This window comes from Oryzibacter oryziterrae, from assembly GCF_021864535.1.
Lineage (GTDB): Bacteria > Pseudomonadota > Alphaproteobacteria > Rhizobiales > Pleomorphomonadaceae > Pleomorphomonas > Pleomorphomonas oryziterrae.
The window spans coordinates 170,096-194,161 of the sequence record NZ_JAKJIC010000008.1 but is presented as its reverse complement, the minus strand read 5'-3'; the positions used below and the strand labels follow the sequence as shown (position 1 = coordinate 194,161).

General features: G+C 62.3%; 20 protein-coding genes. 14 read left to right on the top strand and 6 right to left on the bottom strand.

The window, feature by feature from the left end; genetic code table 11:
- Positions 1-309: 309 nt before the first annotated feature.
- Together alaS and L2I41_RS10975 are read left to right on the top strand one after the other, a co-directional pair.
- A complete protein-coding gene (alaS, locus tag L2I41_RS10980; RefSeq protein WP_237153595.1) occupies positions 310-2,967 on the top strand; it encodes an alanine--tRNA ligase in 2,658 nt (885 codons plus the stop codon).
- Positions 2,968-4,203 (top strand): cyclic nucleotide-gated ion channel, encoded by a 1,236-nt coding sequence (locus L2I41_RS10975; protein WP_237153594.1) that lies wholly within the window; start codon positions 2,968-2,970, stop codon positions 4,201-4,203.
- Positions 4,204-4,343: 140 nt separating this feature from the next.
- Here the strand turns inward: L2I41_RS10975 and L2I41_RS10970 are convergent, their stop codons facing one another.
- Positions 4,344-4,943 carry a PadR family transcriptional regulator gene (locus L2I41_RS10970; protein ID WP_237153593.1) on the bottom strand — a complete coding sequence of 200 codons (600 nt, stop codon included), beginning with the start codon at positions 4,941-4,943 and terminating at the stop codon, positions 4,344-4,346.
- 208 nt (positions 4,944-5,151) lie between these two features.
- Here L2I41_RS10970 and L2I41_RS10965 point away from each other — a divergent pair, with 208 nt between their 5' ends.
- The 5 genes from L2I41_RS10965 (at position 5,152) to L2I41_RS10945 (ending at position 9,284) form a co-directional block, all read left to right on the top strand.
- Positions 5,152-5,667: a GNAT family acetyltransferase gene (locus L2I41_RS10965; RefSeq protein WP_237153592.1), complete on the top strand. Its 516-nt coding sequence runs from the start codon at positions 5,152-5,154 to the stop codon at positions 5,665-5,667.
- 87 nt (positions 5,668-5,754) lie between these two features.
- On the top strand, positions 5,755-6,123 hold the full coding sequence (locus L2I41_RS10960) for a VOC family protein (RefSeq protein WP_237153591.1): 369 nt from the start codon (positions 5,755-5,757) through the stop codon (positions 6,121-6,123).
- Positions 6,123-6,644, top strand: a complete 522-nt coding sequence (locus tag L2I41_RS10955) for an EVE domain-containing protein (protein WP_237153590.1) — start codon at positions 6,123-6,125, stop codon at positions 6,642-6,644. Before L2I41_RS10960 ends, L2I41_RS10955 begins: the two co-directional genes overlap by 1 nt.
- Positions 6,645-7,908: 1,264 nt before the next feature.
- A complete protein-coding gene (locus tag L2I41_RS10950) occupies positions 7,909-8,754 on the top strand; it encodes a ParA family protein (RefSeq protein WP_237153589.1) in 846 nt (281 codons plus the stop codon).
- Entirely contained in the window at positions 8,751-9,284 is a 534-nt protein-coding gene (locus L2I41_RS10945; RefSeq protein WP_237153588.1) for a hypothetical protein, read from the top strand. The genes L2I41_RS10950 and L2I41_RS10945 overlap by 4 nt, the downstream gene beginning before the upstream one ends.
- A gap of 177 nt (positions 9,285-9,461) precedes the next feature.
- Here L2I41_RS10945 and L2I41_RS10940 read toward each other — a convergent pair whose 3' ends face one another.
- Positions 9,462-10,679 carry an NADP-dependent isocitrate dehydrogenase gene (locus tag L2I41_RS10940; protein WP_237153587.1) on the bottom strand — a complete coding sequence of 406 codons (1,218 nt, stop codon included), beginning with the start codon at positions 10,677-10,679 and terminating at the stop codon, positions 9,462-9,464.
- Positions 10,680-10,932: 253 nt separating this feature from the next.
- Between L2I41_RS10940 and chrA the strand changes: the two genes are divergently transcribed.
- On the top strand, positions 10,933-12,108 hold the full coding sequence (gene chrA, locus L2I41_RS10935) for a chromate efflux transporter (protein ID WP_237153586.1): 1,176 nt from the start codon (positions 10,933-10,935) through the stop codon (positions 12,106-12,108).
- A gap of 60 nt (positions 12,109-12,168) precedes the next feature.
- Here chrA and L2I41_RS10930 read toward each other — a convergent pair whose 3' ends face one another.
- Positions 12,169-12,984 carry an oxidoreductase gene (locus L2I41_RS10930; protein WP_237153585.1) on the bottom strand — a complete coding sequence of 272 codons (816 nt, stop codon included), beginning with the start codon at positions 12,982-12,984 and terminating at the stop codon, positions 12,169-12,171.
- Positions 12,985-13,082: 98 nt separating this feature from the next.
- Here L2I41_RS10930 and L2I41_RS10925 point away from each other — a divergent pair, with 98 nt between their 5' ends.
- The 3 genes from L2I41_RS10925 (at position 13,083) to murI (ending at position 15,704) form a co-directional block, all read left to right on the top strand.
- On the top strand, positions 13,083-13,505 hold the full coding sequence (locus L2I41_RS10925) for a winged helix-turn-helix transcriptional regulator (protein WP_237153584.1): 423 nt from the start codon (positions 13,083-13,085) through the stop codon (positions 13,503-13,505).
- 323 nt (positions 13,506-13,828) lie between these two features.
- On the top strand, positions 13,829-14,587 hold the full coding sequence (locus L2I41_RS10920) for an RNA methyltransferase (RefSeq protein ID WP_237153583.1): 759 nt from the start codon (positions 13,829-13,831) through the stop codon (positions 14,585-14,587).
- 325 nt (positions 14,588-14,912) lie between these two features.
- Positions 14,913-15,704 (top strand): glutamate racemase, encoded by a 792-nt coding sequence (gene murI, locus L2I41_RS10915; RefSeq protein WP_237153582.1) that lies wholly within the window; start codon positions 14,913-14,915, stop codon positions 15,702-15,704.
- Here the strand turns inward: murI and L2I41_RS10910 are convergent.
- Positions 15,676-17,475: a bifunctional diguanylate cyclase/phosphodiesterase gene (locus tag L2I41_RS10910; protein ID WP_237153581.1), complete on the bottom strand. Its 1,800-nt coding sequence runs from the start codon at positions 17,473-17,475 to the stop codon at positions 15,676-15,678. The genes murI and L2I41_RS10910 overlap by 29 nt on opposite strands.
- Before the next feature lie 539 nt (positions 17,476-18,014).
- Between L2I41_RS10910 and rpsD the strand changes: the two genes are divergently transcribed.
- Positions 18,015-18,632 (top strand): 30S ribosomal protein S4, encoded by a 618-nt coding sequence (gene rpsD, locus L2I41_RS10905; RefSeq protein ID WP_237153580.1) that lies wholly within the window; start codon positions 18,015-18,017, stop codon positions 18,630-18,632.
- Between the two features lie 62 nt (positions 18,633-18,694).
- Here rpsD and L2I41_RS10900 read toward each other — a convergent pair whose 3' ends face one another.
- Complete coding sequence (locus L2I41_RS10900) at positions 18,695-19,807, bottom strand: serine hydrolase domain-containing protein (RefSeq protein ID WP_237153579.1); 1,113 nt, start codon at positions 19,805-19,807, stop codon at positions 18,695-18,697.
- Between the two features lie 172 nt (positions 19,808-19,979).
- On the opposite strand from L2I41_RS10900, the gene L2I41_RS10895 reads away from it, so the two are divergent.
- Together L2I41_RS10895 and L2I41_RS10890 are read left to right on the top strand one after the other, a co-directional pair.
- Positions 19,980-21,320: a DUF4832 domain-containing protein gene (locus L2I41_RS10895; protein ID WP_237153578.1), complete on the top strand. Its 1,341-nt coding sequence runs from the start codon at positions 19,980-19,982 to the stop codon at positions 21,318-21,320.
- Between the two features lie 365 nt (positions 21,321-21,685).
- Positions 21,686-23,569, top strand: coding sequence for a methyl-accepting chemotaxis protein (locus L2I41_RS10890; protein ID WP_237153577.1), 1,884 nt, complete (start codon positions 21,686-21,688; stop codon positions 23,567-23,569).
- A 90-nt stretch (positions 23,570-23,659) separates the two neighbouring features.
- Here the strand turns inward: L2I41_RS10890 and grxD are convergent, their stop codons facing one another.
- Complete coding sequence (grxD, locus tag L2I41_RS10885; protein ID WP_237153576.1) at positions 23,660-23,998, bottom strand: Grx4 family monothiol glutaredoxin; 339 nt, start codon at positions 23,996-23,998, stop codon at positions 23,660-23,662.
- Positions 23,999-24,066 lie beyond the last annotated feature (68 nt).

Here is a 24,066-nt window from a genome sequence, read left to right as displayed (position 1 = left end):
TGGGCTCGATCGCTAATAAACGGCTGACTTGTGCCTGAAAGAGAGTTCTTGGACGGCGGGGCGGTCAAGGCGTGCTTGGTGGCGGCTTGTCGCTTGCGGATTGTTCGAGGCTGCTTTCAGAGTTGGCGCTGTGGCCTGGCGTGTACCTCAGTCGGATTGGATTGATTTTTCGATTGAAATTGGCTGCTGCGTCAATATTTTGAGCCATGTGTGAGCGGCGAGGCCTCGGGGCTGCCGAGGCGCATGCGGGGAAACAGGCGTAACGCTCTGAATGGGGTGCCGCGCCGGCAGCGAGGTTTTGGGTTCATCATGAGTGGCGTGAACGAGATCAGGTCGACCTTCATCGATTATTTTGCGAAGAACGGTCATGAAGCGGTGGCCTCAAGTCCGCTCGTTCCGCGCAATGACCCGACACTGATGTTCACGAACGCCGGCATGGTGCAGTTCAAGAACGTGTTCACCGGCCTTGAAAAGCGTTCCTACAGCCGGGCTGTGACGTCGCAGAAATGCGTGCGCGCCGGCGGCAAGCACAACGACCTCGACAATGTCGGCTATACCGCGCGTCACCACACGTTCTTCGAGATGCTCGGCAATTTCTCCTTCGGCGACTATTTCAAGGATCGCGCGATCGAGCTCGCCTGGAACCTGATCACCCGGGAATTCGGCCTGCCGAAGGACAAGTTGCTGGTCACCGTCTACAGCGAGGACGAAGAGGCGGCCGGCTATTGGAAGAAGATTGCGGGTCTCGGCGACGACCGGATCATTCGCATTCCCACGTCCGACAATTTCTGGGCCATGGGCGACACCGGGCCCTGTGGTCCGTGTTCCGAGATCTTCTACGACCATGGCGACAAGGTCTGGGGTGGCCCTCCGGGCTCGGCTGAACAGGACGGGGATCGCTTCATCGAGATCTGGAATCTCGTGTTCATGCAGTATGAGCAGGTTAGCAAGGCCGAACGGCTCAACCTTCCGCGCCCGTCGATCGATACGGGCATGGGCCTCGAGCGCATCGCGGCCGTGCTGCAGGGCGTTCACAACAATTACGACATTGATCTGTTCAAGGCGTTGATCCGCGCTTCGGTGGAGGCCACAGGTGTGGCCGCCGAAGGCGCGCAGACCGCGAGCCACCGCATCATCGCCGATCATCTGCGCGCGTCGAGCTTCCTGATCGCCGACGGCGTGCTGCCGTCCAACGAAGGGCGCGGATACGTTCTGCGCCGCATCATGCGCCGCGCCATGCGCCACGCGCATATCCTCGGCGCCAAGGAGCCGCTGCTGCATCGTCTTGTGTCTGCGCTGGTCCGTGAGATGGGCTCGGCCTATCCTGAACTGCAGCGGGCCGAAGCGCTGATCACGGAAACGCTCAAGCTCGAGGAAACGCGGTTCCGCCTCACGCTGGCGCGTGGTCTCGGTCTCCTGGATGAAGCGACCCAAGGTTTGTCCGAGGGCGCGAGCCTGGATGGCGAGACGGCCTTCCGTCTCTATGACACCTATGGCTTCCCGCTCGACCTGACCCAGGACGCCCTCAAGCAGCGCGGCATCGGCGTCGATACCGACGGCTTTGCCGCTGCCATGGAACGGCAGAAGGCCGAAGCCCGCGCCAATTGGGCCGGTTCGGGAGAGGCGGCGACCGAGACCATCTGGTTTGCCCTGCGTGAGAAGGTCGGCGCGACCGAGTTTCTGGGCTACGAGACCGAGAAGGCCGAGGGCGTCGTCCAGGCGCTGGTTCAGGACGGCAAGGACGTTGCCGTGCTCGCGGTCGGCACGACCGGGGCCGTGATCGTCAACCAGACGCCCTTCTACGGCGAGTCGGGCGGTCAGGTTGGCGACATGGGCCTCATCACCGGGGCAGGCTTCAAGCTGAAGGTTGTCGACGTCGCCAAGAAGGCCGACGGGCTGTTCGTCCATACGGTTGAGGTTGTCGAGGGCAGCGTTGCCGTCGGTGCCGCCGTTGAACTGGTGGTCGATCACGAGCGCCGCGCCCGCATCCGCGCCAACCATTCGGCCACTCACCTGCTGCATGAGGCGCTGCGCAGCGTGCTCGGCAAGCATGTGGCGCAGAAGGGGTCGCTGGTGACCCCGGACCGCTTGCGCTTCGACTTTTCCCATCCCAAGCCGGTTGCCGAGGCCGAAATCGTCGAGGCGGCCCGTCTCGCCAATGCCATCATCTTGCAGGATGCGCCGGTGTCGACGCGCCTGATGGCGGTGGACGACGCCATTGCCGAGGGCGCCATGGCGCTCTTCGGCGAGAAATATGGCGAGGAAGTCCGCGTCGTCTCGATGGGCGTTGCCCTTGAAGGCGAGAAGCAGGGCAAGTCCTATTCGACGGAGCTTTGCGGCGGCACCCATGTGGGGCGTACCGGCGAGATCGGCCTGGTGCACATTGTTGCCGAGGGCGCCGTGGCTGCGGGCGTGCGTCGCCTGGAAGCGCTGACCGGTGATGGGGCGCGGGCCTACTTCACCGATCAGGAGCGCAAGCTCAAGGATGTGGCACGTGAGCTCAAGGTGTCGGTGAGCGATGTGGTCGACCGCGTCGGCACGCTGGTGGAAGATCGCCGGCGGCTCGAGCGTGAAGTGGCCGACTTGCGCAAGAAGCTGGCCATGGGCGGAGCCGGTGGCGGCGATGAGGCCATTGAGGTGGGCGGGGTCAAGTTCCTCGGCCGCGTGGCGGAAGGCGTTGCTGCCAAGGACCTCAAGGGGCTCGTCGACGAAGGCAAGAAGAAGCTCGGCTCGGGCGTTGTGGCGATGATCAGCGTCGGTGAGGATGGCAAGGCTGGCGTGGTCGTCGGCGTCACCGAGGATCTGACCGGACGCCTGTCGGCCGTCGATCTCGTGCGTGTGGCGTCCGAAGCACTGGGCGGCAAGGGCGGTGGCGGTCGTCCCGACATGGCGCAGGCCGGTGGTCCGGAAGGCGCAAAGGCCGGTGAAGCCATCGACGCTGTGAAGCGGATACTTGCGGGGGGCTGAGTGCTCGACAATCGATCGCCCGGCAGCAAGGCCAAGCGCTTCGCCTATGATTTGCTCGAGGCAAGTGGTGGCGGGCTGTCGGGGATCGTCGACCGAGTGCTGGTTCTGTTGGTGATCGGCAACCTTTTGTCGATCATCCTGGAGACGGTGCCGCCCCTGAAAGAGGCCTATGCGGACCTGTTCCTCGGGGTCGAATGGGTCACGGTGACTGTCTTTGCGCTGGAATATGGGGCGCGGTTGTGGGTGGCTGACCTGCATCCGCCGTTTCGGCGCCATGGTCCGGTGAAGGCAAGGCTGCTGCATCTGGCGCAGCCCAGCTGCATCATCGATTTTCTCGCCTTCGGTCCGACGCTGGTGGGGCTGATTGCCGGGGTGGAGGATGTGAATGTCCTCGTGGTGTTCAGGTTGCTGCGCTTCCTGAAACTCGCCCGTTACTCGCCCGGCATGCGATCGCTGCTCAATGCCTTCGTGTCGGAACGGCGAGCGATCCTCGCCAGCGCGGTGCTGATGGCCGGTTTGATCCTGACGACCGCGACGATCATGTATCTTCTTGAGCGACGGGTGCAGCCGGAGGCTTTCGGTTCGATTCCGGCGGCGATGTACTGGGCTGTGACCACGCTGACGACGGTGGGCTATGGCGATGTCGTGCCGGTGTCTGCTGCGGGCAAGCTCCTGGCGGGGCTGACGATGCTGGCGGGCCTGTGCATGTTCGCCCTGCCGGTCGGTATCATCGCCACGGCCTTTGCCCGGGAGATCCGCAGCCGCGACTTCGTTGTCACCTGGGGCATGGTGGCGCGCGTGCCGATCTTTTCCGATCTCGACGCCTCCGAAATCGCTGAGGTGACGCGGTTGTTGCGCGCCCAGACGGTGGAGGCCGGCATGGTGGTCACCCAGAAGGGCGAACCGGCCTATGCCATGTATTTCATCGCCAGTGGTCGTGTGGATGTGGATGGGCCGATGGGCCATCTGCAGCTGGGCGAGGGCAGTTTCTTCGGCGAGATGGCGGTGCTGCACAAGGGGCGGCGAACGGCCGATGTGGTGGCGCTCTCGTCATGCCGTCTGCTGGTGCTCGATGCCGACGATCTGCATGTGCTGATGAAGCGGCGCCCGAAGATCGGGACGCATATCCGCGCCGTGGCGGAGGCCCGCATCAAGGCGGGCGGGGCCACGGTGACCGGTGACTTCATCGACGAGGAGCTGGCGCAGAGCCGGCCGGTGGAGGCAGGCCCGGTCTGATACCAACTCTGCCCAAGATGCTGACGCATCGGCTCATTGAAGATATTTCGAATTTCTCATCTGCATCAAGGGCATGAGAAAATCGAAAGCGGGATACCGAGAATCATTTTCAATTACACTTGGGATGACCGGCTCGTTCGTCACAGGGCTTCGATGCGGCGCGTGGTCTCGTCGAGCAAGGCGGCGAGTTCGGCAATCTGCTCGTGGGTGAGGTTGCCACCTTCGGCCTTGAAGCGGAGAGCCATCTTGAGATTTTCGACGGCGCGGACGAGACGCGGATCGCGTTCCGAGGCGCGGGCCTTGCCGGCATCGGCGAAGCGGGCGAAGACGGCGTCGATGGCGGGCCGATTCTCCTCGACGAGGGCGCGGCCGGCGTCGGTGATGCCATAGAGCTTGCGGTTGCCCTCGGCGTTGAGGACGGTGACCAGGTCGGTTTCCTCAAGCAACGTCAAGGTGGGATAGATGACGCCGGCGCTCGGGGCATAGGTGCCACCGGTCTTCTCCTCGATCTCCTTGATGAGCTCATAGCCGTGGCGAGGCTGTTCGGCCAGCATGGCCAGCACGATCAGCTTCAGCATGCCATTTTCGAAGAAGCGACCGCCCCGACCGAAGGGTCCGCGTCCGCCAGGGCCGCCGCGACCGAAGCCGCGCCGTTCGTGGCCAGGGCCGTGTTCGCCACGGTCGCGCATCATTTCGCAGCGTTCGGCCAGGCGGTGGATGAAGGGGTTGGGAAATCGCATGTTTCAGACTCTCTTTCTGTGGGTTCGATATGGATAAGATATATCGAAAATTCGATTTGGCAATAGATATATCTAAATGTATCGGATCACGAAGGCGTGATCACTGACTGAGGGTGTTCGGCCTTGGTGCCAGCGGGGCACGGTGGAAAACAGGGGGCGGCTTGGATCCCGCGGGGTTGTGCGACGGATTCCGCGGTGGCAGCTTGTGATGGCGTGGTGCCTTGGAGACGTGGACGTGGACGACAGCGTGGTGATTGGCCCCCTCGATGCAGGGGACCGGAATGATGTGATTGGCCTCTGGGGGCGGGCCGGGTTGATCCGACCGTGGAATGATCCCGACAGCGACATCGATCTGGCCTTGTCCACGCCGGAAAGCACCGTTCTGGTGGCCAAGCGGAGCGACCGGGTGGCAGGGGCGGTCATGGTGGGCCATGACGGCCATCGCGGCGCCATCTACTATCTTGCCGTCGATCCGGAGGCGCAGCGGGGCGGCATCGGCCGGGCGCTGGTGGCGGCGGCGGAGGATTGGTGCAAGGCCCACGGGCACGCCAAGATCAACCTCCTGGTTCGGCGCGAGAATGCCAAGGTTCTGGCCTTCTACGAGGCGATCGGCTACCGCGACACCCACTGCGTCTCGCTGTACCGCGCCTTTGACCCCGAGCGGGCCGAACGCGAGGCGGCGCAAAAGGCAGCCTGGGCGGAGGCGCTGAAGGCCAGGGAGTGACTGGCTGCCCCTGTATGACTGCTGACAAAATTTGGCAGTAGCCTGTTCTATGGTTCCTTCATCGCAACACGAGATGAGGACCAGAGCATGCTTCACCCCAACTACTACCTGCTTCATGTGGCCGATCCTGTCAGCAGCGGCGCCTTCTATGCCGATCTGTTCGGCGTGCAACCGGTGGATTCGTCGCCGACCTTCGTGCTGTTCGTGCTCGATGGCGGCATCAAGTTCGGCCTGTGGTCCAAGGCGACGGTGGAGCCGGCCACCGGCGGTGCGCCAGGGGCACTGGAGATCGGCATTCCCGTCAAGACCGTCAGCGAGGTGGACGCCGTGCACGCGGCCTGGTCGGCGCGCGGCGTGTCGGTGCTGCAGGTGCCCACCGACATGGAATTTGGCCGCTCCTTCATGGTGACGGACCCCGACGGCCACCGCATCCGCGTCTTCTGCGTGGTGATGTGATGGCTCGCTTCTGGATCGGCGTCGCCTCCGCCGAGCACGTGCGCATCGGCCGTGCGGGAGGCTTCATGCAGCTCTGCCATGGCAAGGCGGCGCCGCTCCGGCGGCTCCGCCCCGGCGACGGGGTGGCCTATTACTCGCCGTCCGAGTGTTTCGGCGCCCGCGACGGCCTGCAGGCCTTCACCGCCATCGGTGCGGTGCGGGCAGGGGAGGCTTACCTTGCCGACATGGGCGGCGGATTCCATCCGTACCGCCGCGACGTGACCTGGTGGAGCGCCGACGAGGTGCCGATCCGGCCGCTGCTGGACGAGTTGGTGCTGACGGCCGGCAAGCGCAGCTGGGGTGCCGTGTTCCGCTTCGGCTTCGTGGAGGTGGGACTGGCCGATTTTGCCGTGATTGCCAAGGCAATGAGGGCAGAGGGCGGCGGACTTCAGCGGGATTTGCTCGATCATGCAGAGAGGGCCTTGCTCTTTCCGGAGGTGCCGGTCTCGCCCGGCAAGGTGGAAGAAGGCGCGTGGGCGTGAGAGGATAAGGCTTTCTTGAGGGCAGGGCCTGTGCCTGTCAGGGGGTGCGGCTTGTGTCCGGCGTTGGCGCCTGATCTTGCAGTTGGGTTCTCCCTCTCTCCAAGTCGGCCGGCCTCGCAGTCACTTGCCTGCTCGGCGTTCGGCGAGCCTCAGCCCGGCAAGGGGGAGAGGACGCGGTGAGCTGGTCTTCGAGAGCCTTCGCAGGGTTGACGGTTGGGTTCGAGGTGTGTGGGCTGTTTGCCGGACGGATTCCAGAGGTTGGCGGTTAAACAATCGGTTGCAACACCCCCCTCTCCAACTCTCCCCCTCAAGGGGGGAGAGAGTATGACGAGCTAACCACCGCCAATCCTTCAAAGTCTCCACCCGCGTTCCTTCCAAGGTTCTGCGTGGAACCAATCGTCACTCTCTCCCCCCTTGAGGGGGAGAGTTGGAGAGGGGGGGCCGGCTGCCGCGTACCTCCCCACAAACACCTTCACCTCCGCGAGGCCACGGCCACCGGAGCTTTGCTTTGGTCTTCTTCTCCCCGCCAAAGTGCGGGGACGGGAGCGCGGCGGGGCCGCGGTAAGGTTTGGAGTAGGATAGCGGTCGCCCGCGCTCCCGTCCGGTGTGTACGAAGCCTGTCCGAGAGCTCATCGCCCCCGATTTTAAACGGTACGTCTTCAGGGCTGTCCCGGCTTTGGGCGATGCCTCAAGAGACACCTCCCGAACCTCCGTCTGCCGCACCACCCGAGGGCGCACGGGGAAAGACGGTGGCCCATCGGCCGGAGCCAGGCGGTCCCGGTTACGAAAGGACGGGCTGCGTGACTCATCGCCATCAGTGCCGCCTCCGTCGCTCTGGACCCACCCGACACCCCTATCGCCCTCCTGCTTCAGGGCACCCCGTCGTAGTGCGGGGCAGTGGCACCGAGGTCAGGCTCGCCCGGGACTGCCGCCAGTCGGCAGGCGCGGGACCGGTCCCCGGCCAGATGCTCGGTGCTGGATCCTGACACCTCCCCGCCGGCCGCGGATGGGGGGATTATGGGGCGGGAGGGTGGAGCGGGAATAAGATTTTTTGGGGGGTGAGTGGTACGCGTTGGCGTTTGTGTGATGATTCCATTGTCCTCAGTTTTTGTTTGGAGATGCAATTTTAGGTAATATTTCGTGTAGACAGCAATCTATTCCTCAACAGGGGGGTATTGCGCTATACTACTAGCGACTCGCTTCTTAGTTGTACCAAGATTGGCGAACGTAAATGAGATTGCACTAGTTTGGCATAGGGGAACGGATGATGGCGAAGAAAATAGCTATTATGAACATGAAGGGTGGCGTCGGTAAGAGCACTCTTTGCACAAACCTAGCTTGGCATTTCTCGGCGATGAGGGAGTGGCGCAAGCGTGTTCTTTTGGTTGATCTGGACCCTCAATTTAATGCTAGTCAGTATATGATGGGTGTTGATCGGTACGAAAAAGAAGTCATTGATGCAGATGCCCCAACAATTTGGGATGTATTTGAACAGCAGTCCCGGGCTCCTGGACTTCGATCGTCTAAAAGAACTCTACGAGATTCGATTCGCACGATCGTTAAGTTTTCCGGTGGACAATACATTCATTTGTTGCCGTCTCAACTTGAGCTAAGTTATACTCTTAAAAATCCAAGTCAAAAGGAGCATTTGCTTTCAAATTTTATTTCTGAGATTGAGGATCACTACGACATGATTCTTATTGATTGTGCTCCAACCGAATCTGTTCTCACAACGGCGGCGTATCTTACGACGGATATGATGCTGATACCTGTAAAGCCTGAGTTCCTTTCAACGATTGGGCTTCCGCTTATCAGGCAGTCATTGGCAGACTTTCGCAGCTCATATCGAAAGGATGTTGCTGTCTCGGGGGTATGCTTTAATATGTGCTCAGACTACTCGCCTGAGGAAGAACGTTCGTTGCGTGAGGTTCGTGAGTTATCCAGAACATTTGATTGGCACGTTTTCCCGCGAGTGGTTCCGTATTCTCGGTCCTTCCCAAAGGGTGCGCGGGAGGGTAAGCCAATATTTCAAACCTCTTACGCTAGATCCACGGTGGCGACAAAAGTTGCCAACTTCTGTAACGACTTCGCTTCAAGGATTGGGTTATGACGAAACGTGCCGTTTCTCTCGCGCGGGAACTGGTTCGCTTGAATTTGAAGTACAGCGACGCAGAATTCCGCGAAGCAATGTTGCTTATCACGAGAGGGGGGCTTTTTGAGTCTGTCAAAAATGCGACAACTGTATTGCTAGCTGGTGGTACCAAGCGGCAGGGTAACGGCCACATCGAACGCAAGGCCCCTGACTACAACCAAAGAGTACGAGAGGTGGTTATGCCGTTGATAGACCAACTCTCGACTGAACAACGGCCATTACTAATCAATCTACTTGCTGATATTGAACAGGGGAGAGTTCTCTCAAACATTCAGCGCTTGAAAGAGGCAGTGCGCATGTTGGGTGTGCATGAGCCTTTAAGAGGCGCGCGTAGGGCCGAACTTTTAAAGTATATATTCGATGCCCTAATAAGTCAAAATCAAAATACGCGCAAGGAATCTATAGAGTTACTCCATTCTAGTTCTTCAATTGATTCTCCTCTAAAGAAGTGGAGTGATTTAATTGTTAAGGATGATGCAGGCGACTGAAGCTGTATATGTAGCGTGCAGAGAATTTTTCGCTTCCGTATGGTCTGCGTTCCGCAAATTTTTTCCTACACAGTGGTGTGCCGTCAACAAAAAAGCCCGAGCCTCACGGCCCGGGCCATCGCATCTTTCATGTCTCACCCGTCAGCGCTCCGCGCCTCCGGCTGAGCTAACCCATTCTCACCACTTGGCCATTTCGGTTTCGAGGTTCTGGGCGATCTTGTCGAGGAAGCCGGTGGTGGTGAGCCAGGACTGTTCCGGGCCGACCAGCAGGGCGAGGTCCTTGGTCATGAAGCCGGCTTCGACGGTGTCGACGCAGACCTTTTCCAAGGTGGCGGCGAACTTGGCGAGGTCGGTGTTGTTGTCGAGCTTGGCGCGGTGGGCGAGGCCGCGGGTCCAGGCGAAGATCGAGGCGATGGAGTTGGTGGAGGTCTCCTTGCCCTTCTGGTGCTCGCGATAGTGGCGGGTGACGGTGCCGTGGGCGGCTTCGGCCTCGACGGTCTGGCCATCGGGGGTGAGCAGCACGGAGGTCATCAGGCCGAGCGAGCCGAAGCCCTGGGCCACGGTGTCGGACTGCACGTCGCCGTCATAGTTCTTGCAGGCCCAGATATAGCCGCCGGACCACTTGAGCGCCGAGGCGACCATGTCGTCGATCAGGCGATGCTCGTAGGTGATGCCGAGCTTGTCGAATTCGGCCTTGAACTCGGTCTCGTAGACTTCCTGGAAGATGTCCTTGAAGCGACCGTCATAGGCCTTGAGGATGGTGTTCTTGGTGGACAGATACACCGGCCACTTGCGCATGATGCCGTAGTTCAGCGAGGCGCGGGCGAAGTCGCGGATCGACTCGTCGAGATTGTACATGGCAAGCGCGACACCGGCGCTGGGGGCCTTGTAGACTTCCTTCTCGATCACCTGGCCGTCGTCGCCGACGAACTTGATGGTCAGCGTGCCCTTGCCGGGGAACTTGAAGTCGGTGGCCTTGTACTGGTCGCCGAAGGCATGACGGCCGACGACGATCGGCTGGGTCCAGCCGGGAACGAGGCGCGGCACGTTCTTGCAGATGATCGGCTCGCGGAAGATCACGCCGCCGAGGATGTTGCGGATGGTGCCGTTGGGCGACTTCCACATTTCCTTGAGGTTGAATTCCTTCACGCGGGCTTCGTCGGGCGTGATGGTGGCGCACTTGATGCCGACGCCGTGCTTCTTGATGGCGTGGGCGGCGTCGATGGTCACCTGATCGTTGGTGGCGTCGCGGTTCTCGACCGACAGATCGTAATATTCGATGTCGATGTCGAGATAGGGCAGGATCAGCTTTTCCTTGATGAACTGCCAGATGATCCGGGTCATCTCGTCGCCGTCGAGATCGACGACCGGGTTCGCCACCTTGATCTTCGCCATATTCAGAACCTTCCGAGGGAAATGAAGGGATTGCGCATGCTCGATACGGAAACACGCGGATGTGGCCGTTTAGCATGGGCGCGCGCGGGTGAACAGGGCGTCGGGCAAGATAATTTGGCTAGGTGCCCTTTACGTAATGGGAAGGGAAAATGTCTGGTTACCGGGCCAAAACGTCAAACTGGAGAGACGGAGGATGGTATAGGGTTCGGGGGCAGGTGCGAGGCGATGGCGAGAGGCGAAAGGACGGGCGGCAGTGGGCAGTTTGACGATCTTTGCGGTGTTCCTGCGGCTGGGGCTGACGTCGTTTGGTGGGCCGATCGCGCATCTGGGCTATTTCCGGCGGGAGTTCGTCGAGCGGCGGCGCTGGCTCAGTGAGGCGGCCTATGCCGATCTGGTGGCACTGTGCCAGTTCCTGCCGGGGCCGGCGTCGAGCCAGACGGGTTTTGCCATCGGGCTGATGCGCGGCGGCTGGATGGGCGGGCTTGCGGCCTTCCTCGGCTTCACGCTGCCGTCGGCGCTGTTGATGGGGGTGGCGGCGCTCTATTGGGACGCGCCGACCGGCGCTCTGTCAGGGGCGGTGCTGCATGGATTGAAGCTGCTGGCGGTCGCGGTGGTGGCGCAAGCGGTCACGGGCATGGCGAGGACGCTGACGCCGGACGGGCCGCGGGCGGCAATCGCCGTGGCGGCCATGGCGGCGATGGTCTGGCCGGGCGGGGCCGTCGGGCAGATGGGCGTGATCGCGCTGGCGGCGGTCGCGGGCGCGCTGCTGTTACCGGGGCGGGAGCGGGCGGTGGTTGGGGGCGCGTTGCCGCGGGTGCCGGTGGCGATCGCGGGGGCGGCTATGGCGGTGCTGGTCGCGGCGACGGTGGCCGCCGTGGCGGTGAGCGTGGTTTGGCCGGGCTCGACGGCGGCGGTTCTGGCGGCGATCTATCGGGCCGGCGCACTGGTGTTCGGCGGCGGCCATGTGGTGCTGCCGATGCTGTCGGACGCGGTCGTGACCGAAGGAGCGGTGACGCCGGAGCGGTTTCTTGCGGGCTATGGCCTGGCGCAAGCGGTGCCCGGGCCGATGTTCAGCTTTGCCACCTATCTGGGCGCGCTGGTGGGCGGGCCTGAGCCTGTGCTGGCCGCGGCGCTGGCGACGATGGCGATCTTTCTGCCGGGGCTGATGCTGGTGGCGGCGGCGCTGCCCTATTGGTCGCGCCTCCGGTCGGTGCCGCGACTGCAGCGGGCGCTCGACGGGGTGAATGCGGCGGTGGTCGGGCTGCTGGGGGCGACGCTCTACGATCCGCTCTGGACCACGGCGGTGGGGGATCGGTGGGACGTGGTGATCGTGGCAGGCGGCTTTGCGGCGCTGGTGGCCGGGCGCATGCCGGCGCTGCTCGTGGTGGTCGGCACGGTTGCCGCATCGGGTGCGCGGGTCTGGATCTAGAGCTTCGCCGCCGACAGCGACTGTGCGGGTCGCTGCGGCGGCTTGCTGATCTCCCACGGGTCAAACGGGGAGGCCGCTTTGCTTTCGCAAGCTCTTGTCGAAAGCGGAGGCGGGAACGAAGCGGCGCAGCAGGGAAAGTTGGCGTGCCATCTTTCCCGCCGGGTAGCGGAGCCTGGGCTTGCTGTCTGTCGCCGCTTTCAGCACCACATGAGCGACGATCTGCGGCAGGTCGCCGGTTTCCATGGCCTTGCGGATCACCGCAGCCGCGTTTGCGCGACCTGAATCGTAGGTCTCGATCAGATGATCGGCTTTGCTCAGATTGTCCTCGAAGGACGTGCGGGTATAGGCCGGTTCGACCATGACGACGCGAATGCCCTGGGTGCGTACCTCGTGATCGAGCGATTCCGAATAGCCCTCGACGGCGTGTTTGCTGGCCGCATAGAGCGCCGTGAATGGAGCCGGTATGAAGCCCAGTACCGAGCTCATGTTGACGATCCTGCCAACCTTCTGGCGCCGCATGATCGGCAGCACGGCGTTGGTGACGCGCAGCAGCCCGAAGAAGTTGATGTTGAAAAGCTGTTGTGCCTGAGCGACGGAGGACTCTTCTGCTCCCCCCATCAGGCCAATGCCGGCGTTGTTGACCAGCAGATCTATGCGACCTGCCGCAGCAACGACGTCGTCGATCAGCCTTGTCACCGACGCCTCGTCGCCGACGTCACAGGGCAGCATCGTTACACCTGCCGGGCCGTCCGACATGAGCCGGCGGCTGGTACCGAAGACCCGATAGCCGGCCTCTACCAGAGTGGCGGCGGTAGCGCGCCCGATTCCGGTGGATGCGCCCGTGACAAGGGCTACGCCGCGGTTTGAACTGCTCATTCCGATTTCCTTCCTCGGGAGTGTAGAACTATCCTGGAAAACTAGATACTATCATATCGATATTAAGTCACTATCAAAATGATATGGAAGATGAAAATATGTCCGAATCCACCTGTCCAATCGCCAGAGGCGTCTCCTGTGTCGGTGACGCCTGGAGCATCCTGGTCCTGCGCGACGCCGCCATGGGCATCACGCGTTTTGACGAGATCCGGAAAAGTCTCGGCATTGCTCCGACCATACTGACCAAGCGCCTGGCTTCATTGGTGGAAGATGGCCTGCTCGAAAGGCGTCGCTACTCGGAGCGACCGCCACGGGACGAGTATCTTCTGACCGATGCAGGACGGGACTTTCTGCCGGTCCTCGTCATGATCGGGGCATGGGGGCAGAAACATCGTGGGGGAGGGCGCCTTGCTCGCTATGTGGACGCGGAAACCGGAAAGCCTATCCGAGCGAAGCTGGTGGATGCGGAGACGGGCGCGGAGATTGGAACTCGACCATTCAAGATCATCGAGCCTGATTGATCTTGAGTTGTGAGTAAGTGGGGGAGTGATTCCAATTGAGTTGACTATATCGACACGTCTTGTGGTGGGTGCGACCGCTATTCAGCGTCGACTTCGCCATGACCATTCGTGCGGCGGGCAAGGTTGCGGCTGCCGAAGTATGTCCATCGGTTGGTGATCGATGCGCTTTAGCGCACCAACGACAAGAATGAGACATGGTCAGCGACGGAGAAGATTGCGGCTGCCACCGAGCCATCCTTTGCAGCTATGGAGGGGAAACCGCTTTTCACCGGCGCGCATCTGTGTCAGTGAACCGGCAAAACCGGACAGATGATGCCTGAGCCATGAGTGAGATCGATCTTTCCCCCGCCGTGATCCTCTGCGAGCCGCAGATGGGCGAGAATATCGGCGCCGCTGCGCGCGCCATGGCCAACTTCGGCCTGTCGGACCTGAGGCTGGTCAGCCCGAGGGACGGCTGGCCGAACGAGAAGGCGGAGGCCAACGCGGCCAAGGCGCAGCATATCATCGCCAAAACGCGGGTGTTCGAGCGGCTCGAGGATGCGGTGGCCGATCTCTCCTTCGTCTATGCGACGACGGCACGCGATCGCGACGTGACCAAGGCGGTGCGCGGGCCGGTGCAGGCGTCGCGGCATATCCGCGAGCTGGAAGGGCAGGGCGCGCGCGTGGGGCTGCTGTTCGGGCGCGAGCGCTGGGGCCTCAACAATGACGAGATCGCGCTGGCCGACGAGATCCTGACGCTGCCGGTGGTGCCCGAGTATGCCTCGCTCAACATCGCCCAGGCGGTGCTGGTGGTGGCCTACGAGTGGCGCAAGGCGGGGTTCGAAGATCCCGACGCGGCCATTCCCTTCGCCATGTCGGAGCGGTCGCCACTGGCCACCAAGGATGACGTGATCCACATGTTCGAGCATCTGGAACGGCTGCTCGACGAACGGCATTTCTTCCATCCGCCGGAAAAGCGGCCGACGATGGTGCGCAACCTGCGGGCCATCTTCCAGCGCCAGCAGCTGACGGCGCAGGAGGTGCGAACGCTGCGGGGCATCTTCTCGACGCTGGAAAAGCGCGCGCCCAAGGTGGAGGAGTAAGCCGCTCGGGCGGGCGACGAGAAGGCGCTGTCGACGGTTTGTTAACCATGTGGTGGTGGTTCGGGGCTAACACTACAGTTGCAATATTTGTGATGCCGGTCTGCAAGAGGCAATTTTCTGCGCTTCGGTGCTCACGTACTCAAATGTACGCTCCGCTCCGATGCTCGAAAATCACCCCTTTCGCCACGGCCTGACAAATCAGCAACTGTAGTGCTAGGCTCTGGATCGCAGGCATATTTCAGAGTCCGCGCCGGAATGGCGCCGCAATGTGCGGTAAGGGTGCGGACAAACGGAGCAGAACGGCGCCGCGGGGCGCCATGGCGGGATGATGCGCATTTTCGTGTTCGATAGCGGTGTCGGCGGTCTTTCGGTTGCGGCCGAGATCATGAAGGCGATGCCAGACGTGGGGCTTGATTACCTCGCCGACTCCGCGATTTTCCCCTATGGCGGACTGGAGCCGCAGGCCCTGATCGATCGCGTGATGCTGCTGATGGAGGCGGTGCTGCCCGATCTCAACCCGGCGGCGCTGGTGATTGCCTGCAACACCGCCTCGACGCTGGTGCTGCCGCCTCTGCGCAGCCGGTTCAGCCTTCCGGTGGTGGGGACCGTGCCGGCGGTGAAGCCCGCGGCCGAGCATAGCCATTCCCGCCTCGTGTCGGTGCTGGCAACGCCCGGCACGGTGAAGCGCGACTATACCTATGACCTGATCCGGCATTACGGCCAGGACTGCGAGTTCACGCTGGTGGGGTCGTGGAAACTCGCCAGCCTCGTCGAGCGTCATTACAACGGCGGCGACGTCAGCGATGCGGAGCTGCTGGACGAGATTGCGCCGTGCTTCGTCGAGAAGGACGGACGGAGAACCGACTGCGTGGCGCTAGCCTGCACCCACTATCCACTTCTGCTCGATCGCCTGCAGGCGATTGCCCCGTGGCCGGTGGAGTGGATCGATCCGGCGCCGGCGATTGCGCGGCGCGTGGTGTCGGTGACCGCTGAGATGGCGCGGGCTCCGCAGGCGGGAGAGCGGCGTCAGCACAGTTTCCGGGCGACAGGTAGCCTGCCGTCGGCGCGGTTCCTCGAAGCCTTCGGCTTCACGGATTACGCACAACTTCCCCTATGATCTGCGTGATGCGATTGCCGGGAGACAGCTTGGCGGCCCGCTTGGCCAGAGCGGCGGCGCGGGAGAACTCGTCGATGGTCTTGAGGCTGCGGCCTTCGGGCAGCACCATCAAGGCGGCCGAGCAGGTCATGAAGGGGTAGATCTGCCTGCGCCCTTCGCGGTCCTCGGCTTCAATGAAGCCGTTGGCTCGATCCTCGGCGGCGTAGAAGACCTGGATGTCGGTGTGGAAGCGGTCGAGAATCTCGTCGAGCGCCTGTTCGACATCGGAGATGTCGACACCCGAGAAGGCCGCGAAGAAGTCGTCACCGCCAATATGACCGAGGAAGCCGCCGAGCGGCGCTGTCCGTTGCTTGAGCAGATCGGCAAACAGGACGATGGCCCGATCGCCCTGGCGGAAGCCGTAGGTGTCGTTGAACGGCTTGAAGTGGTTGAAATCGAAATAGCAGAGCAGCCGGGTCTCTCCGGTCCGCTCGCCCATCGTCAGGATCTGCCTGTTGATGGAGGCGTTGCCCGGCAACTGGCTGAGCGGATTCTGGTCGCGAGCGGCGACGACGCGATGCTCGTTGATCAGGGAGAGCAGCGCCGATGCGGACACGTAGCCCAGATACTTGCTGTTTTCGGCAACGATCACGCCGTCCAGCGTATCAACCGCTTCCAGCTTGACCAGGGCGGCTTCGATGCTGCTGCCGATCTCGACCACCGGGACCTTGACCACGAAATCGGTGACGGTCTTGGGGAAGGACGGGTTGGTCAGCAGTTCCGCGCCGAACTGGCTGTAGACGTAGCTGCGGAAGTCCTGTTCGCGGACGATCCCGACCGGTTCGAAGTGATCGTCCACGATCGGGAAGGCGTTGCGCTCGGGATTTGCCCGGAAATGATGGAACAAGGCCGTCAGTTGGGCGTCGATCATCAGCGGGGTAATGGCCTCGAAGTCCTCGGGGCCGAAATACTGGTGCGTGCAGGACATCAGGCCGTTGGCGTCGATTTCCCGCGGGACCATGTAGACATTGGGCACCGACGTGAGATCGCGGTAGGGGCGGGCGATGAACCAGCCCTGGATCAGGTCGCAGCCAATCTCACGGCAGGTGAGAAACTCTTCCTCGGTCTCGACGCCCTCTGCGACCACACGGGCACCAAGGACGTGGGCGAGGTTGACGACAGTGGTCACGAAGAGCCGCTTGCGCGCCGACTGGGCAATGCCGGCGATGAAGAAGCGATCGATCTTCACATATTCGGGGGTGGCGTCATAGAGCAGGCGCAGCTCGGAGAAACCCTGGCCGAAGTCGTCGATGGCGATCTTCAGGCCCGTGCGGCGCAAACGGCGCACAAGATCCACCGCATCGCCGGATGCGCTGGCCGAATGCTTCTCCGACAGTTCGATGGTGACCGAGGCGGGCGGCACGCCCATGCTGAGGGCGGCGTTGGCGATCAGCGTGGGATCGAAGAGCTCGGAGTTGAAAATGCGATTGTCGACGTTGAGGAACAGCTTGCGATCCGGTCCGGGCGGCAGGCGGCGGAAGGCAGCCAGTGCCATCTCGTGCAGCGCCAACTCCGTTGGCAACAGCGTTCCGTTGTCGGCGGCCTGATCGAAGAAGGAATCAATGCTGGCGTAGCCGGCGGTGTCGGTTCCACGGACGAGAGCTTCGTAGGCGTAGGCAACGCCGGTGTGCACATCGACGATGGGTTGCAGTGCGTAGAAAATCGCCGACGGAAGTTCCAGGCGCGGCGGAGGCGCACGGAACTGGCCATTTTCGGCTGCTAACCTCAGCATCAGCGTCGATTGCTCGTTGTCTGGGCCCGAAGGACTTGGCGTTGGAGCGAGACGCGATTGCATCGCCCGTCTCCTTTTTGAAATATAGGGCAAGCCCTTGATATAGACTTAACATGACCTCCGTTCGCTTTATTATGAACTCGGTATGACGACTATTCGCCCATTTGCGCGGTTTGTACCGGACGCATCAGGACATGTGCATGAGTTGGGGCGGAATGCCTTTTGCCCGTTTTGGGGATGGGGGAAATACGTGCTGCAAGGTGGCTGAGCGACGAGAGAACATGCGGCGCCTGCTGGAGCAGCGGCGGATATGGTCCCAATTGTAGCGCAAAGATTGACAAGACATCCGTTGTCGACTAATGAGCCCGCAGTCGCGCGGGACCTTTCGATCGAGAGGGCCCGCGTGATCGTTCACGTGTCCCGTGGATCGAGACGCCAGCGCGGCATCTCGTCCTGTCGGTCTCCGCGGAGGAAACTCCGGACTGGAGGCAGAGGAGGGCGCGCGTCCTGAACAAAACCATAGCCAAACGGGATACGCGATGTCCAAGCGCCATAGTGCAAAGTACAAGATCGACCGCCGCATGGGTGAAAACCTGTGGGGTCGTCCCAAGAGCCCGGTCAACAAGCGCGAATACGGCCCCGGCCAGCATGGCCAGCGCCGCAAGGGCAAGACCTCGGACTACGGTCTGCAGCTCCGCGCCAAGCAGAAGCTGAAGGGCTATTACGGCGATCTCGCCGAAAAGCAGTTCTACAAGATCTACGAGGAAGCTTCCCGTCTGCGTGGCGACACGTCTGAAGCCCTCATCGGTCTGCTCGAGTCGCGTCTGGACGCCATCGTCTACCGCGCCAAGTTCGTTCCGACCATCTTCGCCGCCCGCCAGTTCGTGAACCATGGTCACGTGCAGGTCAACGGCCGCCGCGTCAACATCGGTTCCTACCGCGTGAAGGTTGGCGATGTGGTCGAAGTGCGCCAGAAGTCGAAGGAACTGGCCCTCGTGATCGAGGCCCAGGATCTCGCCGAGCGCGACGTTCCGGACTATATCGAAGTCGATCCGGCCAAGAAGGTCGCCAAGCTGATCCGCGTGCCGGCTCTGGCTGACGTCCCCTACGCCGTCAAGATGGAGCCGAACCTGGTCGTCGAATTCTATTCGCGCTGATCGGTTCTGCCGGACACAATCGAGAAGGCCGCCCGTTTGGGCGGCCTTTTTGTTTTGGGGCTTCAGCGGGCGAAGATCGCGTCGCGTACGTCCAGCGGATACTGGCCGGTGCAGCCTTCCATCGCCGTGTTGGAGAAGATCACGGCCGAGATTTCGGCGGTGGGATCGACCAGCCACTGATGGCCGTAGATGCCGCCCCAGCTCCAGGTGCCCGGATTGAAGGGCGCCATTCCGGCCTTGGGATCGTGGATGATGGACCAGCCATGCGAGTAGCCCATGCCTGGGCGCTCGGTCTCGATGCCCTTGGTGTGAACGTCGGACAGCAGGGGCAGGCTGGCGGCGCTGAGCAGCGGCGCACCGCCCTTGCGCAGGGCTTCGAGGAAGACGATGAAATCCTCGGCGGTGCCGACCATGCCGGCGCCTCCTGAGGGGAAGACGTCGCGGCGGAAGCTGCGCGCAGGGGAGAAGACGGCAAAGCCGTCGTTCCAGGGGACGCGCTCCATTTCACCCATGACATGCGGCGGCGTGCTGCCATCGGCATAGGGAATCGCCAGGCGGTCTGGCGCGAGGGGCCAGAAATCGGTGTCTGCCATGCCGAGCGGGGCGGTGACGCGGCTCCGCACGATATCGGGCAGGCTCTCTCCGGTGGCTGCTTCCAGGAGCCCCCCGAGCACATCGATGCCAACGCTGTAGCACCAGGATGCGCCGGGCGCGAAGGCGAGCGGCAGCGCGGCGACGCGCTCGAGATTTTCCGCCATGGTGAGCGTGGCGTCGTCGAGGCCGCCCGAGGCCGGCTTGTCGACGCGGCCGTGACCGAGGTCATAGGTGAGGCCGGAGGTGTGGGTCATCAGGTGATGGATGGTGATGACGGGCTCGCGGCCATCTTTCAGGCGTGGGCGGAAGTTCGGCAGGAACCGCGTGACCGGATCATCGAGGGCGATGATGCCGCTTTCGACAAGCGAGAGGGCGGCGACGGAGACCATGGGCTTGGTGACGGAGGCGAGGCGGAACAACGTGCGCGGCGCCATCGGACGGCCGGCCTCGCGATCGAGAAAGCCGGCGGCGCGGGCGTAGACAATCTCACCTCGTTCGGCGACGAGGATGTTGGTGCCGACGATTTTGGGGCCGAGATAGCGGTCGATCACAGCGTCGATGCGGGCGGCGGAGACGGTCATGCTTATCCTCATGGAAGCGGTTGGGCGGCGAGGAGAGCATGCGGGTCGACGGCCAATCAAGGGTGATTGCGCAGCGCGTCTTCAATTATCGGTCATCGGTGCAAATGACCGGATTGCGTTAAGGTGGATGCAAAGGTCCCTGGCGGAAGTTCGGGGGCAGAGGGAGCCTGCCATGTTGCGCTTGCTGATTGCGGCAGTCGTTGTGTGTCTTTGCGCCGGCGCGCAGGCGACAAGCGTGGGGTTCGTTGCCTCGGGCAGCGATTTTCGCAATCCGGAGCGGGGCTTCTGGCGCGAGGCCAATGGCGATTTCCTGAAGGCGACGGCGTCGGATCTCGACTATGCGGCAGGTGCCGGGACGGTGATCTATGCGCCGGTGCGGCTTGATGCCTATCGCGGTCGCGATCTGCCGAAATCGGTGCTCGATGCGCTCGCGACGCAGTTCGCGTTGGTGCGCGCCAAGGGGCTGAAGCTCATTCTGCGCTTTGCCTATAACGACGGCTTCAGCGGCTCTGTTGGCCTTGATGCAAGCGTGGCGCAAGTGCTGCGCCATATCGCGCAGGTGAAGCCTGTGGTGGCGGCCAACAAGGACGTGGTGTTCGTCTGGGAGATGGGCTTCATCGGACCGTGGGGCGAGGGGCATTCATCGTCGAGCGGGCTGTCGGCGCCCGCCAACAAGAAGAAGATCGGCGACGCACTGCTGGCGGCGCTGCCGGCCGATCGCAAGCTGATGTGGCGGACGCCCGATGATCTGAAGCTCTGGTATCCGCAGGCAGCGGCCTCGCCGCGCATCGGTATGTTCAACGACTGTTTTCTGGCCGATACCACCGACGTGGGCACATTCTCCGACGACGCGGCCAGGAGGAGCGCCGAGAAGGGCTATCTGGCCGCGATGACCAAGCAGGCGCCCTTCGGTGGCGAGACTTGCTACTACGACAAGACGACGGTCGGCGAGCGGACGGGATGCGCGGACATTCTGGCGGAGGGCGCCAGGTTTCACATGAGCTTCCTGGGACGCGATTGGTATGGCCCCTTCATTGATGGCTGGCGCGCCGGCGGGTGTCTCGATGATGTGAGCCGATCGCTGGGCTATCGGCTGCAGCTGACCAAGGCGACGGCATCGGAAAGCGTCCTTCGCGGCAGTGACGCGGCAGTGTCGGTGACGCTCAGGAATGTGGGCTGGGCGGCGCCGGTCAATCCTCGCAGGCTGGTTCTGCGGATCCGATCGGCGGACGGGACACTGGTGAAGACGTTGGCGGGCCGGGATCTTGCGACTTTGGGGGCATCGGCCACCAGGACGGAGAGCTGGACCTGGCCGGTGCCGGTGACGCTGCCCAAGGGAAGCTATTTCCTGTCGGCTGCGGCTCCGGACGCGTCGCCATCGCTTGCCGGACGGCCGGTCTATGCCATCCGCTTTGCCAATGGGGCGCAGACGATCGCCGGCAGCGGGCTCAAGCAGGGCTGGAATGCAAGTCTGGGCGAGTTTGCGCTTGGGTTGCAAGTCAAGGTGAAGTAGGGCGCCGACTTTCGGACTGATCGCATTGAGCGACAAACAGGTATGGCGGTGTCTTTTGATATATTATTGAAATCTAATTCACATTGAGGTCTGTTTGCGACTCGGCTGTCGTCACATATGTTCTTGTGAACGTACGGTGCCTTATTGTATACACTGTGGATTATTGTGAAAATATTCTTGTGATTTTGAAATATAAATGATGCGTGTGTCCTGATTGTTACTTTGGTATCCCTGTCATTTATTGCGATGTAATCTTATGCATGCAATATGAGTGATGCAATTAAGGGGTGATTTAACATCTGATTAGCCAATTGAAGCTAGCTCTTGGTTCAGGAGTATTCAATTGAGCTTGATCGGATGGTGCCATGAGTGCTTCCCTGGGAGACAGGCGTCCTGCGGATATTCTGTCCGGGCTGGTGGAACTTGCCGGCAAGAGCGAGGCGGCACAGTTGGCTGCTGCGCTCGACTTTGACGAGGCAGCCTTTCATCTAGCCTACCCGGAATGCCCTGAAGACGTGACGGTCGGCGACCTGGCAACGCAGATTCTTGGCGCGGAGTTTCCTGAGATCGAGGTGGCACGGGCGATCGCAGGAGATGTCGAAGCGCATATCCTGTTGGACGGGCTCGATTTTCTGCATGTGCAGACGCTTTCGAAGTTGTTGTCCTGGTCGCAGCTGCCGGGGAGGGCGCGCCGGGAAGTGCGGCTTCTGGGGCAGCGTTATGCGCGGGCGCTCAGTGAAGTGCACAGGATCATTTCGGCGCGCAGCTACGCCCATCAGATCGAGCGCAAGGCGCTCGACGTGGATGTGAGCAACCTCGCCCATCTCGGTGACATGGTGCGGGATCTCAATGATATCGCGATCGAGATCGCCTATCTGGAGCGTTCCATGGGCAAGGCGACGGACGGCTCGGCGCAGATCGCTGCGGCTGTGACGGAGTTGATGTGCTCGATCGAGGAGATCGCCCAGTCCTGCGTGCGCACCCGGCAACAGACCGAGATGGCGCAGCATGCGGTTGATGCCATGCAGCACACCGTCGGCGGTGTGGCGGCATCCATGGACGCCATCAACGATTCCTCCAACCGGGCACAGTCCGAGGTGAGCGAGCTCGCAGCCGCTTTCGATCAGATCACCAACGTGCTGGCAGTGATCGACACCATCGCCAAGCAGACCAATCTGCTGGCGCTGAACGCCACCATCGAGGCGGCGCGGGCAGGGGAGAGCGGCAGGGGCTTTGCGGTGGTGGCCGCCGAGGTCAAGCAGCTTGCACAGCAGACCGGTGGGGCGACACTCAGCATCGGTCACCAGATCGAGGCGCTTCGCGATGTGATCAGCCGGATCGGCCAAGCGATGAGCTTGTCGCAGAAAGCCGTCGAGGATGGCCAGACCGCCGTGGCCAAGGCGACCGGGATCGCGTCGGAGATCCTGGCGTCGTCATCGGGCGTTACACAGAGCATTTCGGAGATTACCGCCGTCATTGAACAGCAGTCGCAGGCGAGTTCCATCATTGCCAAGGATGCGTCCGATGCGGCGGATCTGGCGCGCCAGGGCGAGGATCTGCTGCAGTCGATGAACAGCAAGCTGCAGTCCGGAAATGATCGGCTGGCCGGGCTGGCGCGGACCTGGTTCCGCTCGTCGTCGGCCCAATCCCTCTGCGAAATGGCCAAGATCGACCATGTGCTGTTCCGCAAGCGGGCAGTCGACGCGGTGATGAACAAGGGCGACTGGAAGGCATCGGCGGTGCCGGACCATCACTCCTGCCGGCTGGGCAAGTGGTACGACAGTCTGGATGACAGGCGCCTCAAGGCCTTGTCGGCCTATGTGTCGCTGGAGACCCCGCATCAGCGCGTGCACGCGGCGGCCAAGGCCGCGCTCGAACATCACGAGATGGGTCGCCACGACAAGGCACTCGAGGAGCTGTCGCGGCTCTACGAGGCCAGCAAGGAGGTCATCGCCAACCTCGGGGATCTGTCGTCGGCCATCGTCGAGAATGAGAGCCAGAGCGACCGCCGCAGTACGCCCCGCGAAGAGGTGATGTCGATCGGGCTGCTGTTCGACCGGCAGCGCATGCGCAATGTGGGTGTGCGCGACGTGTCCGACGGCGGGGCTGGGCTGGTCGGCGTCAGCAAGGTCGACGTCGGCAAGGCCGTGCGCCTGCTGCATGCCGCGCAATGCTGCGGCGGCCAGCTGATGTGGGCGGACGGAAATACGGGCGGGATGAAGTTCGAGGCGCAGGCGGTCGCGCGATAGTGGAGGACAGGGCAAGGCCGGAAAGAAAAAGAGCGCGAAAGTCATGTCGCGCTCTCATCATCGTTTGGAACCTGCGGGCAAATGCCCTGATCAGGCCGCAGGGGCTTTGACCGGGATGCCGGCGTCGGTGAAGGCGGTTTGGAGTTCGCCCGCCTGGAACATCTCGCGGACGATGTCGCAGCCGCCGACGAACTCGCCCTTCAGGTAGAGCTGGGGAATGGTCGGCCAGTTGGTGTAGCTCTTGATGCCGTCGCGCAGCTCGTTGTTCTCAAGCACGTTGAAGCCCTTGAAGGGAACGCCGAGGTAGTTGAGAATCTGGACGACCTGGCCGGAGAAGCCGCACATGGGGAAATCGGGCGTGCCCTTCATGAACAGCACGACGTCGTTGGTCTTCACTTTATTGTCGATGAAGGCGTGTATATCGGACATGGGTTCCTCATCAGTACCGGGGGCAAGGCCCGGGGATATGGTGTCTGCCGCCGGCTGAGGCGGGGCCT

Bases quoted from the DNA above. Each gene is read 5' to 3' on its own strand.
- alaS (WP_237153595.1), top strand. From the start codon at position 310: ATGAGTGGCGTGAACGAGATCAGGTCGACCTTCATCGATTATTTTGCG.
- L2I41_RS10970 (WP_237153593.1), bottom strand. From the start codon at position 4,943: ATGCGATTTCCCAACCCCTTCATCCACCGCCTGGCCGAACGCTGCGAA.
- L2I41_RS10965 (WP_237153592.1), top strand. From the start codon at position 5,152: ATGGCGTGGTGCCTTGGAGACGTGGACGTGGACGACAGCGTGGTGATT.
- L2I41_RS10960 (WP_237153591.1), top strand. From the start codon at position 5,755: ATGCTTCACCCCAACTACTACCTGCTTCATGTGGCCGATCCTGTCAGC.
- L2I41_RS10955 (WP_237153590.1), top strand. From the start codon at position 6,123: ATGGCTCGCTTCTGGATCGGCGTCGCCTCCGCCGAGCACGTGCGCATC.
- L2I41_RS10950 (WP_237153589.1), top strand. From the start codon at position 7,909: ATGATGGCGAAGAAAATAGCTATTATGAACATGAAGGGTGGCGTCGGT.
- L2I41_RS10945 (WP_237153588.1), top strand. From the start codon at position 8,751: ATGACGAAACGTGCCGTTTCTCTCGCGCGGGAACTGGTTCGCTTGAAT.
- L2I41_RS10940 (WP_237153587.1), bottom strand. From the start codon at position 10,679: ATGGCGAAGATCAAGGTGGCGAACCCGGTCGTCGATCTCGACGGCGAC.
- L2I41_RS10930 (WP_237153585.1), bottom strand. From the start codon at position 12,984: ATGAGCAGTTCAAACCGCGGCGTAGCCCTTGTCACGGGCGCATCCACC.
- L2I41_RS10925 (WP_237153584.1), top strand. From the start codon at position 13,083: ATGTCCGAATCCACCTGTCCAATCGCCAGAGGCGTCTCCTGTGTCGGT.
- L2I41_RS10920 (WP_237153583.1), top strand. From the start codon at position 13,829: ATGAGTGAGATCGATCTTTCCCCCGCCGTGATCCTCTGCGAGCCGCAG.
- murI (WP_237153582.1), top strand. From the start codon at position 14,913: ATGATGCGCATTTTCGTGTTCGATAGCGGTGTCGGCGGTCTTTCGGTT.
- L2I41_RS10910 (WP_237153581.1), bottom strand. From the start codon at position 17,475: ATGCTGAGGTTAGCAGCCGAAAATGGCCAGTTCCGTGCGCCTCCGCCG.
- rpsD (WP_237153580.1), top strand. From the start codon at position 18,015: ATGTCCAAGCGCCATAGTGCAAAGTACAAGATCGACCGCCGCATGGGT.
- L2I41_RS10900 (WP_237153579.1), bottom strand. From the start codon at position 19,807: ATGACCGTCTCCGCCGCCCGCATCGACGCTGTGATCGACCGCTATCTC.
- L2I41_RS10895 (WP_237153578.1), top strand. From the start codon at position 19,980: ATGTTGCGCTTGCTGATTGCGGCAGTCGTTGTGTGTCTTTGCGCCGGC.
- L2I41_RS10890 (WP_237153577.1), top strand. From the start codon at position 21,686: ATGAGTGCTTCCCTGGGAGACAGGCGTCCTGCGGATATTCTGTCCGGG.
- grxD (WP_237153576.1), bottom strand. From the start codon at position 23,998: ATGTCCGATATACACGCCTTCATCGACAATAAAGTGAAGACCAACGAC.